We start from the raw sequence: 15,074 nt of genomic DNA, 5'->3' as shown, positions 1-15,074 counted from the left end.
GTCACAAGTCGGGGGTCTGGGGTTGGGCAACCGCTCGGGCAGGCTCGGGGCCCTGCTCGAGCAGCACCGCGAACCCGGCCTCGTCGAGGATCGGGACGCCGAGACTGACGGCCTTCTCGTACTTCGAGCCCGGGCTGTCGCCGACGACGACGAAGCCGGTCTTCTTCGACACCGAGCCGCTGACCTTGCCTCCGAGGTTCTGGATCGCCAGCGTGGCCTCATCCCGGGACCAGCGTTCCAGCGAGCCGGTGACCACCACCGAGACGCCTTCCAACGGCCGGGGGCCTTCGTCGGCGACCTCGTCCATCATTCGGACGCCCGCAGCAGCCCACTTGTCTACGATCGCGCGCCGCCAGTCCTCGGCGAACCACTCGCGCACCGCCGCGGCGATCGTGGGCCCGACGTCGTCGGCGGCGGCCAGGGCCTCCTCGTCGGCGTCGATGATCGCCGGGATCGACCGGAACTGGCGGGCCAGTGCCTCGGCGGCAGTCGGCCCGACGTGGCGGATGGACAGCGCGACCAGCACCCGCCACAGCGGCCGGGACTTCGCCGCCTCGAGTGCGGCCAGGAACTTGGCGGAGTTCGCGGACAGCGTCCCGTCGGCCTTGGTGAAGAACCGGGACTGCGCGAGCGCGGCCTCGTCGAGGGTGAACAGGTCGCCCTCGTCGCCGATGACACCGCTGTCCAGCAACGCGATCGCGGCCTTCCACCCCAGGATCTCGATGTCCAGGGCCCCGCGACCGCCGACGTGCGAGACCCGCTCCCGCAATTGTGACGGGCAGTACCGGGAGTTCGGGCAACGCAGGTCGACGTCGGCCTCCTTCTCCGGCCGCAGTTCGGTGTTGCAGGCTGGGCAGTGCGTCGGCATCACGAACTCGCGCTCGGTGCCGTCGCGCAGTTCGACCACCGGGGCGACGATCTCCGGGATCACGTCGCCGGCCTTGCGCAGCACGACCGTGTCGCCGATCAGCACGCCCTTGCGCTTGACCTCCCGCGCGTTGTGCAGAGTCGCCATCCCGACCGTCGACCCGGAGACCACGACCGGCTCCATCACGCCGAACGGTGTCGCCCGCCCGGTGCGCCCGACGTTGACGAGGATGTCGCGCAGCTTGGTGTTGACCTCCTCCGGCGGGTACTTGAACGCGATCGCCCAGCGTGGGGCCCGCGACGTCGACCCGAGCCGGCGCTGCAGGTCGCGCTGGTCGACCTTCACGACCACGCCGTCGATCTCGTGCACCACCGAGTGCCGGTGCTTGCGGTAGTACTCGATGTAGTCCTGAACCTCCGTCAGATCCTTCGCCCGCTTGAAGGTCGTGGCCACCGGCAGGCCGAGCGCCCCGAGCAGTTCGTAGACCTCGGACTGCCGGTCGGCGGTCAGCCCGGTAGCCGCACCGATCCCGTGCACGACCATCCGCAACGGCCGGGACGCGGTGATCCGCGGGTCCTTCATCCGCAGCGACCCGGCCGCGGCGTTACGTGGGTTGGCGAACGGTTTCTTGCCGGCCTCGACCAGGCTCGCGTTGAGGTCCGCGAAGTCGGCCCGCGGGAAGTACACCTCGCCACGGACCTCGATCAGCTCGGGCACCTCGGCGCCGGTCAGTCGTTCCGGGATCCCCGCCAGCGTGCGCACGTTCGGGGTGACGTCCTCGCCGGTCGTGCCGTCGCCGCGGGTGGCGGCGCGGATCAGGCGGCCCTGCTCGTAGACGAGGGCGACGGCCAGACCGTCGACCTTCAGCTCACAGAGGAAATCGGCCCCGCTGCCACCCTCGCGGTCCAGTCGCGCAGCCCAGGCGGTGAGGTCCGCGGCGCTGAACGCGTTGTCCAGGCTCATCATCCGCTCGAGGTGGGTCACCTCGGCGAACTCGTTGCTGATTGCCCCACCGACCTTCTGCGACGGGGAGTCCGGGGTGCGCAGCTCCGGGTGCGCGTCCTCCAACGCGAGCAGCTCACGCATCAAGGCGTCGTAGTCGGCGTCGGAGATGGTCGGGCGGTCCAGCACGTGGTACTGGAACCCGGCCTCGCCAATGCGGTCCGCCAGTTCGGCGTGCCGGGCCCGAGCCTCCGGCGACGCCTCGACCGACACCTCGTCAGGTGTGGTCATCGACCCCCCACCTCATCCTTCGGCAAGGTCGGCGAGCACTTTCGCGGCGTCGACGCACAACCGGGTCGCGGCCCGGACATGCGCGTCGGAGGCCCCCGCCATCCCGCACGTCGGCACCGGGACCACCCGGCCGAACTCCCGTGGCGGCAGGCCGAGCCGCCCGAACAACTGCCGGACCGGATCGACAGTCCGCTGCGCGCTCGGCAGCACCGCGACGTCGGTACTCGGCACGACGCCTGCCAGCAGGACGCCACCGGACTCGAGGAACTCGCCCCACTGCTCCTCCGGCGTCGGGTAGGACAGGTCGACAGCCAACCCGGCGACGCCGGCCTCGGTCAGCAGGTCGACCGGGACCCCGCCGGCGCAACAGTGCACGAGCGTCGCGACACCCTCGCCGGCCAACGCGTCGACCACGATCCGCAGGCCCGCCCGGGCGATGGCCGGCTCGATCAGGGCCAATCGCCCGAATCCACTGGCTGTCGGGACCGACCCTCGAAGCACTGCGGGCAACGCCGGCTCGTCGAGTTGGACGACCAACGGCTCGACGCCCGACAACCGCTTGCGAACCTCCGCGACGTGCTCGCGCAGGCCTTCGGCCAACGAGGAGGCGATGTCGCGGCACGCTCCTGGGTCGGACAGCGCCTTGTCGCCGTGCCGCAACTCGACCGACGCTGCCAGGGTCCACGGCCCGGCGACGGCGACCTTGAAGGCCCCGGCCTGGGACCATCGCTCCTCGACCGCGTCGAGATCCTCGCCGAGATAGGCGATCGCCCGCCGGGTCTCCCGGCCCGGTCGGTCCGCGAAGCGCCAACCGCTCGGCTCGGTCCCTGCGTACAACTCGGTGAGGATCGCGAACGACCGCCCGATCAGGTCCGCGCCCGGGCCGCGGTTGGGCAGTTCGGGCAGGTACGGCAGGCCCGTGACGCTCTCGAGCACCAGGCCGGCGGCCTCCCGAGCGGCGCTTCCGGGCAGGGAACCGATGCCCGACGCCGACAGCGGCGGGGGGTCGAAGCGGAGCGCAGGCGGCATTTGTTCAGATTATCGGCGGCGTCCGACAGAACCCGTTGGGAGCCGTTCAGTCGGTCGAGGCGATCGTGGCCGAGCCCAGGACCCGGGTGCCGAGGTAGAACACCGCGGCCTGCCCCGGCGCCACGCCGCGGACCGGTTGGGCGAATCGCACCGCGACCGATCCGCCGGCCACGGTCAGCTTCGCCGGCACGGCGTCCCCGTGCGCCCGGATCTGCACCAGGCAGCCGATCGTTCCGTCCACCGCCGGCCCGCACCACCGCGGGGCGATGCCGAGCAGGCCCCGAACGTCGAGTTCCTCGGCCGGGCCGACCACGACCGTGGCGGTCGCTGGGGAGATGTCGAGCACGTAGCGGGGCCGACCGTCGGACGCCGGGGTGCCGATTCGCAGCCCCTTGCGCTGGCCGACGGTGAAACCGAAGGTTCCCTCGTGCGAGCCGATCTCGGTCCCGTCCTGCTCGACGATCCGACCCGGCCGATCCCCCAGTCGCTGCCGCAGGAATCCGGCGGTGTCGCCGTCGGCGATGAAGCAGATGTCGTGGCTGTCGGGTTTGGCCGCCACGGCCAGCCCGCGCTCGGCCGCCTCCGCCCGCACGTCGGCCTTGCGGGTGTCGCCGAGCGGGAATATCGCATGCCGCACCTGCCGCTCGTCGAGCACGCCGAGCACGTAGGACTGGTCCTTGTCCGAATCGAGCGCCCGATGCAGTTCGCGGCCGGCCGGGCCCTCGACGATGCGGGCGTAGTGGCCGGTGCACACGGCGTCGAAGCCCAACGCGGCGGCCCGGTCCAGCAGCGCGGCGAACTTGATGCTCTGGTTGCAGCGCAGGCACGGGTTCGGGGTCCGCCCGGCGGCGTACTCGGCGACGAAGTCCTCGACCACCTCGGCCCGGAACTCGGCGGCCAGATCCCAGACGTAGAAAGGGATTTCGAGGACGTCGGCCGCCCGGCGGGCGTCGCGGGAGTCCTCCAGCGTGCAGCAACCGCGGGCGCCGGAGCGGTACGTCGCGGGATTCTGACTGAGCGCCAGGTGAACACCCGTCACATCGTGGCCGGCCGCCACCGCGCGCGCCGCGGCCACGGCGGAGTCCACCCCGCCGGACATCGCTGCCAGGATCCGCACCGGCTTGCCTAACCCCGCCGGACGGCCGCGGCCGCCCCGGCCTGGCGCGCTCGCTCGACGACCGGCGGCAGCGCCGCCAGCAGTGCCGTCACATCGGCCACGGTCGAGGTGCGGCCCAGCGAGAACCGCAGCGAACTGCGGGCGGTCTCCTCGCCGCGGCCCATCGCCAGCAGTACGTGGCTGGGCCGCGCGACACCGGCCGAGCACGCCGAACCGGTGGAGCACTCGATGCCCCGGGCATCCAGCAGCATCAACAGCGAATCGCCCTCGCAGCCCGGGAACGAGAAGTGCGCGTTGCCCGGCAGGCGGTCGACCGGGTCGCCGTTCAGGACGGAGTCCGGGATCGCGGTACCGACCCCGGCGACGAGCTCGTCGCGCAGCCCCGCCAACTGCTTGGCGTGCACCTCGAGTTCGGCCGCCGCGGCGCCTGCCGCCACGGCGAACCCAGCCACCAGCGGCGCCGCGACCGTGCCGGAGTGGACCTCCTGCTCCTGCCCGCCGCCGTGCAGCAGCGGCTCCGGGACGACCCCGCGAGCCAGCAGCAGCGCGCCGACCCCGACCGGGCCGCCGACCTTGTGCGCGGTCACCGAAAGGGCGTCCACGCCGGAGGCGGCGAAGTCGACGGGCACGGCGCCGAACGCGGCTATCGCGTCGGTGTGGAACGGGACACCGGCGGCGCGCGAGCGCTCGGCGAGCTCGGCGATCGGCTGCACGGTGCCGACCTCGTTGTTGGCCCACATCACCGACACCAGCGCGATCGAGCCCGGGTCGCGAGCCAACGCCGCGGCCAGGGTCTCCGGGCGCACCCGACCGGCCTGGTCGACCTCGAGCAGTTCGAGTTCGGCGCCCTCGCAGCGTTCGAGCCAAAGCGCCGGGTCCAGCACCGCGTGGTGCTCCACCGCGCTGATCAGCACCCGGCGCCGCGCCGGATCGGCGGCGTGCCGGGCCCAGTACAGCCCCTTGAGCGCGATGTTGTCGGCCTCGGTGCCGCCGGCGCAGAAGATGACCTCGCCGGGACGCGCGCCCAGGGCGGCGGCGACCGCCTCGCGCGACTCCTCGACGACCCGCCGCGCGCTTCGCCCGGCGGCGTGCAAGGAGGACGGATTCCCGCAGCGCCCCATCTCGGTGGTCACTGCGGCCAATGCCTGCGGCAACATCGGCGTGGTGGCCGCGTGGTCCAGATAGGTCATCGCGGGCCCAGCCTAGCCGGCGGGCGCCCCACATGACGCACTTCTGCGGCGTGCCCCACGTATCGCGGCCCGCCGACAGGTGGGACGGGCAGCAGATGTGGGTTCTAGAAGGGGCGCACGCCCGGGCTCAGCAGGGCCGCGCCCTCGCCGCGCCGCCGGTGCGTGTCGCGGTCGACGACCTCCAGGCCGACGACGGCCCAGTGCGGCAGCCCGGCGCTGTCGCGGTGCTCGCCCCACAGCCGCAGGGCGAGCGCCAGGGCGTCGTGGACATCCTCGGCCTCCTCCCAGTACCGCACCTCGGCGCGGTCCGTGGCGTAGCGGCCGGACATCAGGAACGGGTGGTCCTGGGACATGCTCTCCAGCCCGTCGCGGACCTGCTCGAGCGGAGCTTCGGGCCCGGCCACCGTGACGGTGACGTGCCAGAGCCGATGCGCACCGTCCGGATCCACCGGACCACCTCCTCTCTCAGCGCTGCAGCAGTACAAGATCGTCGCGGTGGACGATCTCCCGCTCGTAGGCGGGTCCCAGTTCAAGTGCCAGATCCCGTGTCGACCGACCGAGCAGGTTGGGCAGTTCCGACGAATCAAAGTTGACCAGCCCGCGTGCCACCGCGTGACCGTTTTCGTCCAAAAGGTCCACCGGATCCCCCGCCACGAAACCACCCGCCACCTCGGTGACGCCGGCGGGAAGCAGTGACTTTCCACCCTTGACAACCGCGCGCACGGCCCCCGCGTCCAGGTGCAGCTCACCGCGCGGGGTTGCCGCGTGGGCCAGCCACAGCAGGCGGGTGGCCACCCGGTGGCCGGTCGGCCGGAAATGCGTCCCGACGGATTTCCCGGCCAGCGCGTCGGCCGCCGCCGCGGCGGCGGTCAGCACCACCGGCACCCCGGCCGAGGTGGCGATACGCGCGGCCTCGATCTTCGTTTGCATCCCGCCGGTGCCGACGCCGGCCTTCCCCGCGGTCCCGATGCGGACCCCGGCCAGGTCCTCCGGCCCGCGGACGTCGGCGATCCGGACGGCGCCCGGTCGGGACGGGTCGCCGTTGTACAGGGCGTCGACGTCGGACAGCAGCACCAGCAGGTCGGCGTGCACCAGGTGCGCCACCAGCGCCGCCAGGCGGTCGTTGTCGCCGAAGCGAATCTCGTCGGTGGCGACGGTGTCGTTCTCGTTGACCACGGGCAACGCGGACATCGCCAGCAGCCGGTACAAGGTCCGCTGCGCGTTGCGGTAGTGGGCCCGACGAATCACGTCGTCGGCGGTCAACAGAACCTGACCCACCGTCACATCATGTCTGCTGAAGGAATTCGCGTACTGAGCAATCAGTGAGCCCTGCCCCACGCTGGCCGCGGCCTGCTGCGTCGCCAGGTCGCGCGGGCGGCGGGTCAACCCCAGCGGTGCCAGCCCGGCGGCGATTGCCCCGGAGGAGACCAGCACGATCTCCCGCCCCGACCGGCGTACCGCGGCCAAGGTGTCGACCAGGGCGTCGACCCGCGCGGTGTCCAACCCGCCGCGGGCGGTGGTCAGCGACGACGAGCCGACCTTGACCACGATTCGCTTGGCGGCCAGGACGTCGGCTCGAGTCATCGGCCCTCCAGGCGCAAGTCGGTCCCCCGCCGACCGTGCAACAGCTCGGCGCCTGCCTTGATCGTCGGCTCCCAGTCGAACACGACGGCACCCTCGGAGAGCGGACCCGAGCCGCCGACCATCACCGTGTCGCCCTCCTGGGCGCCCAGCTCCAGCAGGCGATCCTCAATGCCGATCCGGGCCAGCCGGTCGGCGAGGAAACCGACGGCCTCGGGGTTGCTGAAATCGGTCTGCCGCACCCAGCGCTGGGGTTTCTCGCCGCGCACGACGTAGGCCGGTGCGCCCTCGTACTCCTCGACAGTGACGGTGAATCCGGTGTCGTCGACGGCTTTCGGCTGCAGCACGATGGGACTGGGCGCCAACGGCGGGGCCGCGGCGCGTGCGGCGGCTACCACCTCGGCCATCGCGAAACCCAGCGCTCGCAGGCCGTGGTGGCTGACCGCGCTGACGTGGTGGACGGGCAGCCCTTGGGCGACCAGGTCGGCGGTGACCAACTCGGCCAGTTCGGCTGCCTCGGGCACGTCGACCTTGTTCAGCACGACCATCCGGGGCCGGTCGTCCAGCCCCCCGTAGGCGGACAGTTCGGCCTCGATGACCGCCAGATCCGTCAGCGGGTCGCGGTCGGGCTCCAGAGTCGCGCAGTCCAGGACGTGCACGAGCACGGCGCAGCGCTCCACGTGGCGCAGGAATTCCAGGCCCAGGCCCCGGCCCTCGCTCGCCCCCGGGATCAATCCGGGCACGTCGGCAACGGTGAACCGCATCTCACCGGCCTGGACCACGCCCAGGTTCGGGATCAGTGTCGTGAACGGGTAGTCGGCAATCTTGGGCCGAGCCGCGGACATTGCCGCGATCAGCGAGGACTTCCCGGCGCTGGGGAAGCCCACCAGCGCGACATCGGCGACGGTCTTCAGCTCCAGGACCACCGAGCAGGAGTCGCCGGGCTCACCGAGCAGGGCGAATCCGGGGGCCTTGCGACGCGGCGAGGCCAGCGCGGCGTTGCCCAGCCCGCCGCGGCCCCCACGGGCCAGCACGTATCGGGCACCGGCCCCGACCAGGTCGACGATCGGCGTTCCGTCGGGAGTCATCACCGCGGTGCCGTCCGGCACGATCAGCACCACGTCTTCGCCGTCGGCGCCGCTGCGGTTGTTGCCCTGACCAGGCTTGCCGGACACGGCGCGCCGGTGGGGCGAGTGGTGGTACTCGAGCAGCGTCGTGACGTTCTGGTCCACGACCAGCAGCACGTCGCCACCGCGCCCGCCGTTACCCCCGTCCGGGCCGCCGAGCGGCTTGTACTTCTCCCGGTGGACCGACGCGCAGCCGTTGCCACCGTCGCCGGCAGCGGCGTGCAGGACGACGCGGTCGACGAAGGTGGTCATCTCACTCCAGAGCTACGAAACCAGGGGCACAAAAGACGACAGGGTGACCGGGGTCGCCGGTCACCCTCGTCTGAAAAATGCGAATCGGGCGGTTATTACTCCGCCGCGACGATGTTGACCACGCGGCGCCCGCGCCGCGTACCGAACTGGACCGCACCGGCGACCAGTGCGAACAGCGTGTCGTCGCCACCGCGGCCGACGCCGTCGCCCGGGTGGAAGTGGGTGCCGCGCTGGCGCACGATGATCTCGCCGGCGTTGACCTGCTGGCCGCCGAACCGCTTGACGCCGAGGCGCTGGGCGTTGGAGTCGCGCCCGTTGCGCGTGGAGGACGCGCCCTTCTTGTGTGCCATTGCCGCGTCCCTACTTGGTGATGGAGGTGATCTTGACCTGGGTCAGCTTCGCGCGGTGGCCGCGACGAACCCGGTGCCCGGTCTTGTTCTTGAAGTGGATCATCTCGATCTTCGGACCCTTGGTGTGGGCCAAGATCTCGGCGGTCACCTTGACGGTCGCGAGGGCGGCCGAGTCCGAGGTCACCGTGGTGCCCTCGACCAGCAGCACTGCGGGCAACTCCAGGGTGGCACCCGGGTCGGCCGCGACGCGATCGAGCTCGAAGACATCGCCGGTGCTGACCTTCTCCTGCCGGCCGCCGGCCTTGACGATCGCGTACACCGCAGTACTCACCTTCTGCTTGCTGGCTGCTTGCTGGGCACTGCCTTTCCAGTGGCGCTGCGCGGCACCGGATCAGCCCATGGTTGAACCGACGCTTGGGCGCCGACGCAGAACCTTACCGCCCGGTGCCGTCGTGGCTCAAACCGATGCCTCGACCGCCGGAGCCGAGTCGGCGCGGCGCCGCCGCGACCGGCGCGCGGGCCGGACCTCCTCGGTTTCGGCCTGCGATTCCGCCTGGGGTTTGTTCTCGGTCACGTCGCGTTGGTGGACCACCGCGGGCTCGACCGCCGCCGCGTCCGGATCGTCCGGCGAGGCCGTGACCGAGCCCGGCGTCGAAGGGTCGCCGCCGCCGCGTGCGCGCCGCCGCCCACCGCGGGAGGAGCTCCGCGGCGCCGGTTCGCCGGTGGTCTCGCCGGACTCCTCCGCGGCCGAGTCCGCGGCGTGACCGTTGCGGCCGTTGCCGTTTCCGCTGGGCGGGGCCGGCTTCGGCGACTTGGCCTTGGGATCGTCGGTTCGGACCATGATCCCGCGGCCCGAGCAGTGCTCGCACGGCTCGGAGAACGCCTCCAGCAGGCCCTGGCCGATGCGCTTTCGGGTCATCTGGACCAGGCCCAGCGAGGTGACCTCGGCGACCTGATGCTTGGTCCGGTCGCGGCCGAGGCACTCGACCATTCGGCGCAGCACCAGTTCCCGGTTGGACTCCAGCACCATGTCGATGAAGTCGACGACGATGATCCCGCCGATGTCGCGCAACCGCAGTTGGCGGACGATCTCCTCGGCCGCCTCGAGGTTGTTCCGGGTGACGGTCTCCTCGAGGTTGCCCCCCGAACCGGTGAACTTGCCGGTGTTGACGTCGACGACCGTCATCGCCTCGGTGCGGTCGATGACCAGCGAACCGCCCGAGGGCAGCCAGACCTTGCGGTCCAGAGCCTTGAGGATCTGCTCGTCGACACGGTGCGCGGCGAACACGTCGGTCGGCTCGACCCAGCGGGTCAGCCGCGAGGCCAGGTCGGGCGCGACGCGGCCGACGTAGTCGGAGATCTCGGCCCACGCCTCGTCGCCGGAGACGACCAGCGAGCCGAAGTCCTCGTTGAACACGTCGCGGACCACACGGATCATCAGGTCGGGCTCGCCGAGCAGCAGCGCCGGGGCGTTCGCGGTCTTGGCCTTGGCCTGGACCCGTTCCCACTGCGCGGCCAGCCGCTCGACGTCATGGCGCAGTTCGTCCTCCGAGGCGCCCTCGGCGGCGGTGCGGACGATCACGCCCGCGTCCTCCGGGAGCACCTGGCGCAGGATCGACTTCAACCGGTTGCGCTCGGTGTCGGGCAGCTTGCGGCTGATCCCGGTCATCGAGTTCTCCGGGACGTAGACCAGGTAACGGCCAGGCAGCGAGATCTGGCTGGTCAGCCGGGCGCCCTTGTGGCCGATCGGGTCCTTGGTGGCCTGCACCAGCACCGACTGGCCGGACTTCAGCACGTGCTCGATCCGCTTCGGCTGGCCCTCGAGGCCCTCGAAGTTGACCTCACCGGCATACAGGACGGCGTTGCGGCCCTTGCCGATGTCGACGAACGCGGCCTCCATGGACGGCAGCACGTTCTGCACGCGGCCCAGGAAGATGTCGCCCATCAGCGAGGAGCTGCTGACCTTGTTGACGTAGTGCTCGACCAGGACGCCGTCCTCGAGCACGGCGATCTGGGTGCGCTCCTTGCCCTGGCGGATGACCATGACCCGGTCGACGGCCTCGCGGCGGGCCAGGAACTCGGCCTCCGAGAGGATCGGCGCACGGCGCCGGCCGGCCTCGCGGCCCTCGCGTCGACGCTGCTTCTTGGCCTCCAGGCGGGTCGAGCCGCGGACCGCCGTGACCTCGTTGTCGCTGCTGCTGCTGCTGCCGCCGCCGCTGCGTGCGGTGCGCGTGCTGCGCACCCGGGTGACGGTCTTCTCCGGATCGTCGGCGGCGGTGGGGCCGTCCTCACCCCGGCGCCGCCGGCGGCGGCGGCGCCGCGAGCCGGTGCCGTCGGCGGCATCGTCGCCGGAGTCCTCGCCGGCGTCGTCGCCGGACTCCTCGGCCTCGGCGGCGGCGTCCCCCGAGTCTTCCTCGGATTCGGTGGCGGAGTCGCCCGTGCCGCCACGGCCGCGGCGGCCGCGACCGCCCCGGCGGCGCCGGCGGCGCGGACCCGACTCGGAGCCATCGTGGTCCTCGTGGTCGTCAGTGCCGTCGTCCTCGGCCTCGGCGGTGTCGGCCGCCGCCTTCGCGACGTCCCCGGCCGCCGATTCCACCGGCGCGGAGCCGGAGCGCGAGCGCCGACGTGGCCGGGCCGGCCCGGCGGGGGCCTCGGCCTGATCGGCGGCCTCCTCGACCGCGGTCGGCTCACCGACGGCCGAGCCGGCGCGGCGGCTGCGGCGGGGCGTCGAGATGGTCGGGGCCTGGAACAGGACGGTCGGGGCGGGCGGGCCGGAGCTCGCCGCGGCCTCGTCCGACTCCTCGGTGGCCGCGTCGGTCGCCTCGACCGGCTCGGCGGGCTTCTCGGCAACACGCGACCTGGAGCGCCGGGCGCGGGTCGGTGGGGCCTCGGGCGCCGGTTCCTCGGCCGTGGTCGTCAGTGCTGGCGCATCCGGCGCGTCAGCCGGGGCCTCGGCGCGCTTGCGGGTCCGCCGGGCCCGGGGCGCGGGCGCCTGCGCCGCTTGCTCGTCGGCGGGCGGCGGCTCGTCCGCGGCCGATGCGGGCTGGTCCGCGGCGGCCTCGACGGGCGGGCCGGCCGGGCGACCCGCCGCACGACGGCGGCGGGCGGGCTTGGCCGGAGCTGCGGCGGAGGAGGACTGGGTTTCGCTGGGTTGTTCGGTGGGCTCGTCTTCGAGCATTTCTGGCTTCTGCCGTTCCGACTCCCGGGCGCCGAGTAGCAGCGCCGCACGGGAACCTTGCGTTGGTCCGCTCGAGGCGACAGGAGCCGCACCGAACGAAAGTTCGTGCCCGGTCCCGAGCGGCACAGCGCCGATCGAGCCGGACGTGAAAGTCGTTTCAGCCACTCGTTCGCGCCCACGGGAGGCGGCGGCGGAGCGGTCGAGCAATGGTCGAGGGGCGAACCCCTCAGGGTGGGACCGACGACCAGCTCAGCAAGCCGGACCCGCGACCCGATCAGGTCGCGGAACCTCGATCGATCCTTCTCCGGACCGATCGACAGCCAGCGGGTCATACACCTCACCTGCGGCCGCGCCCAGCGGCCCCTGCGCCAGCCGGGTCACCCGAGGTGGGTGTGGCGGCGTGAGGTCAGCCACTCGGCGCAGTCCGGAAAGGACGTCGTCGGGTCGAACAGCGGGTGTGACATGCCGGACGACCAACTTGATTATCGCACAGGGCTCGTCCTGGTGAGCCGAGCCACTCACCAATGGGTCAACATCGAGTGTTTCGGCACTCGCCACGGCGGCGCGGGCGTCGAACCGCCGCAGGCCGTTCTTGGTCATCCGCTCGACCTCGACCAGGTCCGATGCGAGGAACTTCGCCAGCCCGGCGGCGACCGTCTCCCTGTCCAGCCCGTCGAGCTGAATCCGCCAGACCGAGGCCTCCAGCCGGTCTGCCAGCGCGCCCGCGGCGGCCTCGACGACCTCCAGCACGTCCAGCCCGGGTGGCAGGGCCGCGTCGAGCGCCCGGCGCACCTCGTCCGGCTCGCGGCGCTCGGCCAGGCCGATCTCGAGGTACTCGGCCTCGCTGGCGACCCCGGTCGGCGCGGCGTTCGCGTAGGAGACCTTCGGGTGCGGCGAGAACCCGGCCGAGAATGCGATCGGGACCCCGGCGCGGCGCAGGGCGCGCTCGAACGCGCGCGCGAAGTCGCGGTGGCTGCTGAACCGCAACCGGTCGCGCTTGGCGTAGCGGACCCGCAGCCGCTGCACGGTCGGCGGTGGCGGCGGACCTTCCGGGGACCTGCTCAACTGACGGTGAGCGGCAACAGCGTCCGGCCAGTGGGACCGATCTGGATGTCGGTGCCCATCTCGCCGCACACGCCGCAGTCGTAGCAGCCCTCCCAGCGGCAGTCCTCGACATCCGCGCTGTCGGCGGCCAGCGAGTCCTGCCAGTCCTGCCACAGCCAGTGCCGGTCCAGGCCGGCGTCGAGGTGGTCCCACGGCAGCACCTCGTCGAAGCCGCGTTCGCGGGTCGTGTACCAGTCCACGTCGACCCCGGTGCCGGCCAGCCCGCCCTGCGCGGCCGTCATCCAGCGCTCGAACGAGAAGTGTTCGCTCCAGCCGTCGAAGCGTCCGCCGGAGCGCCAGACCTCCTCGATCACCCGGCCGACGCGTCGGTCACCGCGCGAGAGCAGGCCTTCGACCACACCTGGTTTGCCGTCGTGGTAACGGAATCCGATCGCCCGGCCGTACTGCTTGTCGTTGCGCAGCACGTCGCGGAGTCGGCGCAGCCGGGCGTCGGTCGTCTCGTGATCCAGCTGCGCGGCCCACTGGAACGGAGTCTGCGGCTTGGGCACGAAACCGCCGATCGAGACCGTGCACCGGATGTCGCGGCTGCCCGTCGCCGCCCGGCCGGCTGCGATCACGCGGCGCGCCAGGTCGGCGATCTGGAGCACGTCGTCGTCGGTCTCGGTGGGCAGACCGCACATGAAGTAGAGCTTCACCTGCCGCCACCCGTTCGAGTACGCGGTGGTGACCGTTCGGATCAAGTCCTCCTCGGTGACCATCTTGTTGATCACCTTGCGCATCCGTTCACTTCCGCCCTCCGGGGCGAAGGTCAGCCCGCTGCGCCGGCCGTTGCGGGTCAGCTCCTGGGCCAGCGTGACGTTGAACGCATCGACCCGGGTGGAGGGCAGCGAGAGCGAGACCTTCTCGTCGGCGTAGCGGTCGGCCAGGCCCTTGGCGATCTCGTGGATCTCGGAGTGGTCGGCGCTGGACAGCGACAGCAGGCCGACCTCCTCGAAGCCGGTGTTGGCCAGGCCCTCGCGAACCATCTCGCCGATGGAGCTGATGCTGCGCTCGCGGACCGGACGGGTGATCATCCCGGCCTGGCAGAAGCGGCAGCCGCGCGTGCAACCGCGGAAGATCTCGACGCTGAACCGCTCGTGCACGGTCTCCGCCAGCGGTACCAGCAGCTTGCGCGGGTATGGCCACTGATCGAGGTCCATCACGGTGTGCTTGACGATCCGGGCCGGCACGCCGGGCCGGTTCGGCCGGATCGCGGCGATCGCGCCGTCGGGGGTGTAGCTGACGTCGTAGAACCGCGGCACGTACACCGCGCCGCCCGCGGCCAGCCGGAAGAGCACCTCGTCGCGGCCGCCGGGCGAGCCCTCGAGCTTCCACTCGCGGATCACCTCGGTGATCGCCAGCGCAATCTGCTCACCGTCGCCGAGCACGGCGGCGTCGAGGAAGTCGGCGATCGGCTCCGGGTTGAACGCGGCGTGGCCGCCGGCGATCACCAGCGGGTGGTCAGGCCCGCGGTCGGCGGCCCGCAACGGGATCCCGGCCAGGTCGAGGGCGTTGAGCAGGTTCGTGTACCCGAGTTCGGTGGAGAAGCTGACGCCGAGCACGTCGAAGGCCGACACCGGCCGATGCGCGTCGACGGTGAACTGCGGGACCCCGTCGCGACGCATGAGCGCCTCGAGGTCCGGCCACACCGCGTAGGTCCGCTCGGCGAGCACGCCGTCGCGTTCGTTGAGGATCTCGTAGAGGATCTGCACGCCCTGGTTCGGCAGGCCGACCTCGTAGGCGTCCGGGTACATCAGGCACCAGCGGACGGTGGCGGAGTCCCAGTCCTTGACGGTCGCGTTGAGCTCCCCGCCGATGTACTGCACCGGCTTGCTCACCAGCGGCAGCAGCGGTTCCAGCCGTGGGAACAACGACTCGACGGGCACGGCGGAGCCAGCTTCCTTGCGGGTACGGGACGGGGCCAGCCTAGTCGGCCGCGGGCGTCCGCTTCGCGAGCGTCTTTTCGCGCTCGATCTCTGGCCTGGTCAGCGCGGTTGTGTCTAGGGTCACGGTGTCCCGGCAGAGCAGCATCGCTCGGAGGTTTT

General features: G+C 71.9%; 12 protein-coding genes. All 12 read right to left on the bottom strand.

What is annotated here, in order from left to right:
• Position 1: 1 nt before the first annotated feature.
• Positions 2–2,101 (bottom strand): NAD-dependent DNA ligase LigA, encoded by a 2,100-nt coding sequence (ligA, locus tag VHU88_10515; protein ID HEX3612108.1) that lies wholly within the window; start codon positions 2,099–2,101, stop codon positions 2–4.
• Between the two features lie 12 nt (positions 2,102–2,113).
• Positions 2,114–3,130: a methionine synthase gene (locus tag VHU88_10510; protein ID HEX3612107.1), complete on the bottom strand. Its 1,017-nt coding sequence runs from the start codon at positions 3,128–3,130 to the stop codon at positions 2,114–2,116.
• Between the two features lie 46 nt (positions 3,131–3,176).
• A complete protein-coding gene (gene mnmA, locus VHU88_10505) occupies positions 3,177–4,247 on the bottom strand; it encodes a tRNA 2-thiouridine(34) synthase MnmA (protein HEX3612106.1) in 1,071 nt (356 codons plus the stop codon).
• A gap of 8 nt (positions 4,248–4,255) precedes the next feature.
• The gene (locus VHU88_10500) at positions 4,256–5,437 is read right to left on the bottom strand and encodes a cysteine desulfurase family protein (protein HEX3612105.1); all 1,182 of its coding nucleotides are present in this window, start codon (positions 5,435–5,437) and stop codon (positions 4,256–4,258) included.
• Positions 5,438–5,541: 104 nt separating this feature from the next.
• Positions 5,542–5,886, bottom strand: a complete 345-nt coding sequence (locus tag VHU88_10495) for a hypothetical protein (GenBank protein ID HEX3612104.1) — start codon at positions 5,884–5,886, stop codon at positions 5,542–5,544.
• A gap of 16 nt (positions 5,887–5,902) precedes the next feature.
• The gene (proB, locus tag VHU88_10490) at positions 5,903–7,021 is read right to left on the bottom strand and encodes a glutamate 5-kinase (protein HEX3612103.1); all 1,119 of its coding nucleotides are present in this window, start codon (positions 7,019–7,021) and stop codon (positions 5,903–5,905) included.
• Positions 7,018–8,397 carry a GTPase ObgE gene (gene obgE / locus VHU88_10485; protein HEX3612102.1) on the bottom strand — a complete coding sequence of 460 codons (1,380 nt, stop codon included), beginning with the start codon at positions 8,395–8,397 and terminating at the stop codon, positions 7,018–7,020. The genes proB and obgE overlap by 4 nt, the downstream gene beginning before the upstream one ends.
• Positions 8,398–8,492: 95 nt before the next feature.
• On the bottom strand, positions 8,493–8,747 hold the full coding sequence (gene rpmA / locus VHU88_10480) for a 50S ribosomal protein L27 (protein ID HEX3612101.1): 255 nt from the start codon (positions 8,745–8,747) through the stop codon (positions 8,493–8,495).
• Between the two features lie 10 nt (positions 8,748–8,757).
• Positions 8,758–9,066 (bottom strand): 50S ribosomal protein L21, encoded by a 309-nt coding sequence (gene rplU, locus VHU88_10475; protein HEX3612100.1) that lies wholly within the window; start codon positions 9,064–9,066, stop codon positions 8,758–8,760.
• A gap of 138 nt (positions 9,067–9,204) precedes the next feature.
• Positions 9,205–11,925, bottom strand: a complete 2,721-nt coding sequence (locus VHU88_10470; protein ID HEX3612099.1) for an Rne/Rng family ribonuclease — start codon at positions 11,923–11,925, stop codon at positions 9,205–9,207.
• A gap of 249 nt (positions 11,926–12,174) precedes the next feature.
• Positions 12,175–12,990, bottom strand: coding sequence for a TIGR03936 family radical SAM-associated protein (locus VHU88_10465; protein ID HEX3612098.1), 816 nt, complete (start codon positions 12,988–12,990; stop codon positions 12,175–12,177).
• Positions 12,987–14,915, bottom strand: coding sequence for a TIGR03960 family B12-binding radical SAM protein (locus VHU88_10460; protein HEX3612097.1), 1,929 nt, complete (start codon positions 14,913–14,915; stop codon positions 12,987–12,989). The genes VHU88_10465 and VHU88_10460 overlap by 4 nt, the downstream gene beginning before the upstream one ends.
• Positions 14,916–15,074 lie beyond the last annotated feature (159 nt).

The sequence above is a fragment of the Sporichthyaceae bacterium genome, assembly GCA_036269075.1.
Lineage (GTDB): Bacteria > Actinomycetota > Actinomycetes > Sporichthyales > Sporichthyaceae > DASQPJ01.
This window is presented reverse-complemented; position numbering and strand designations above follow the sequence as displayed.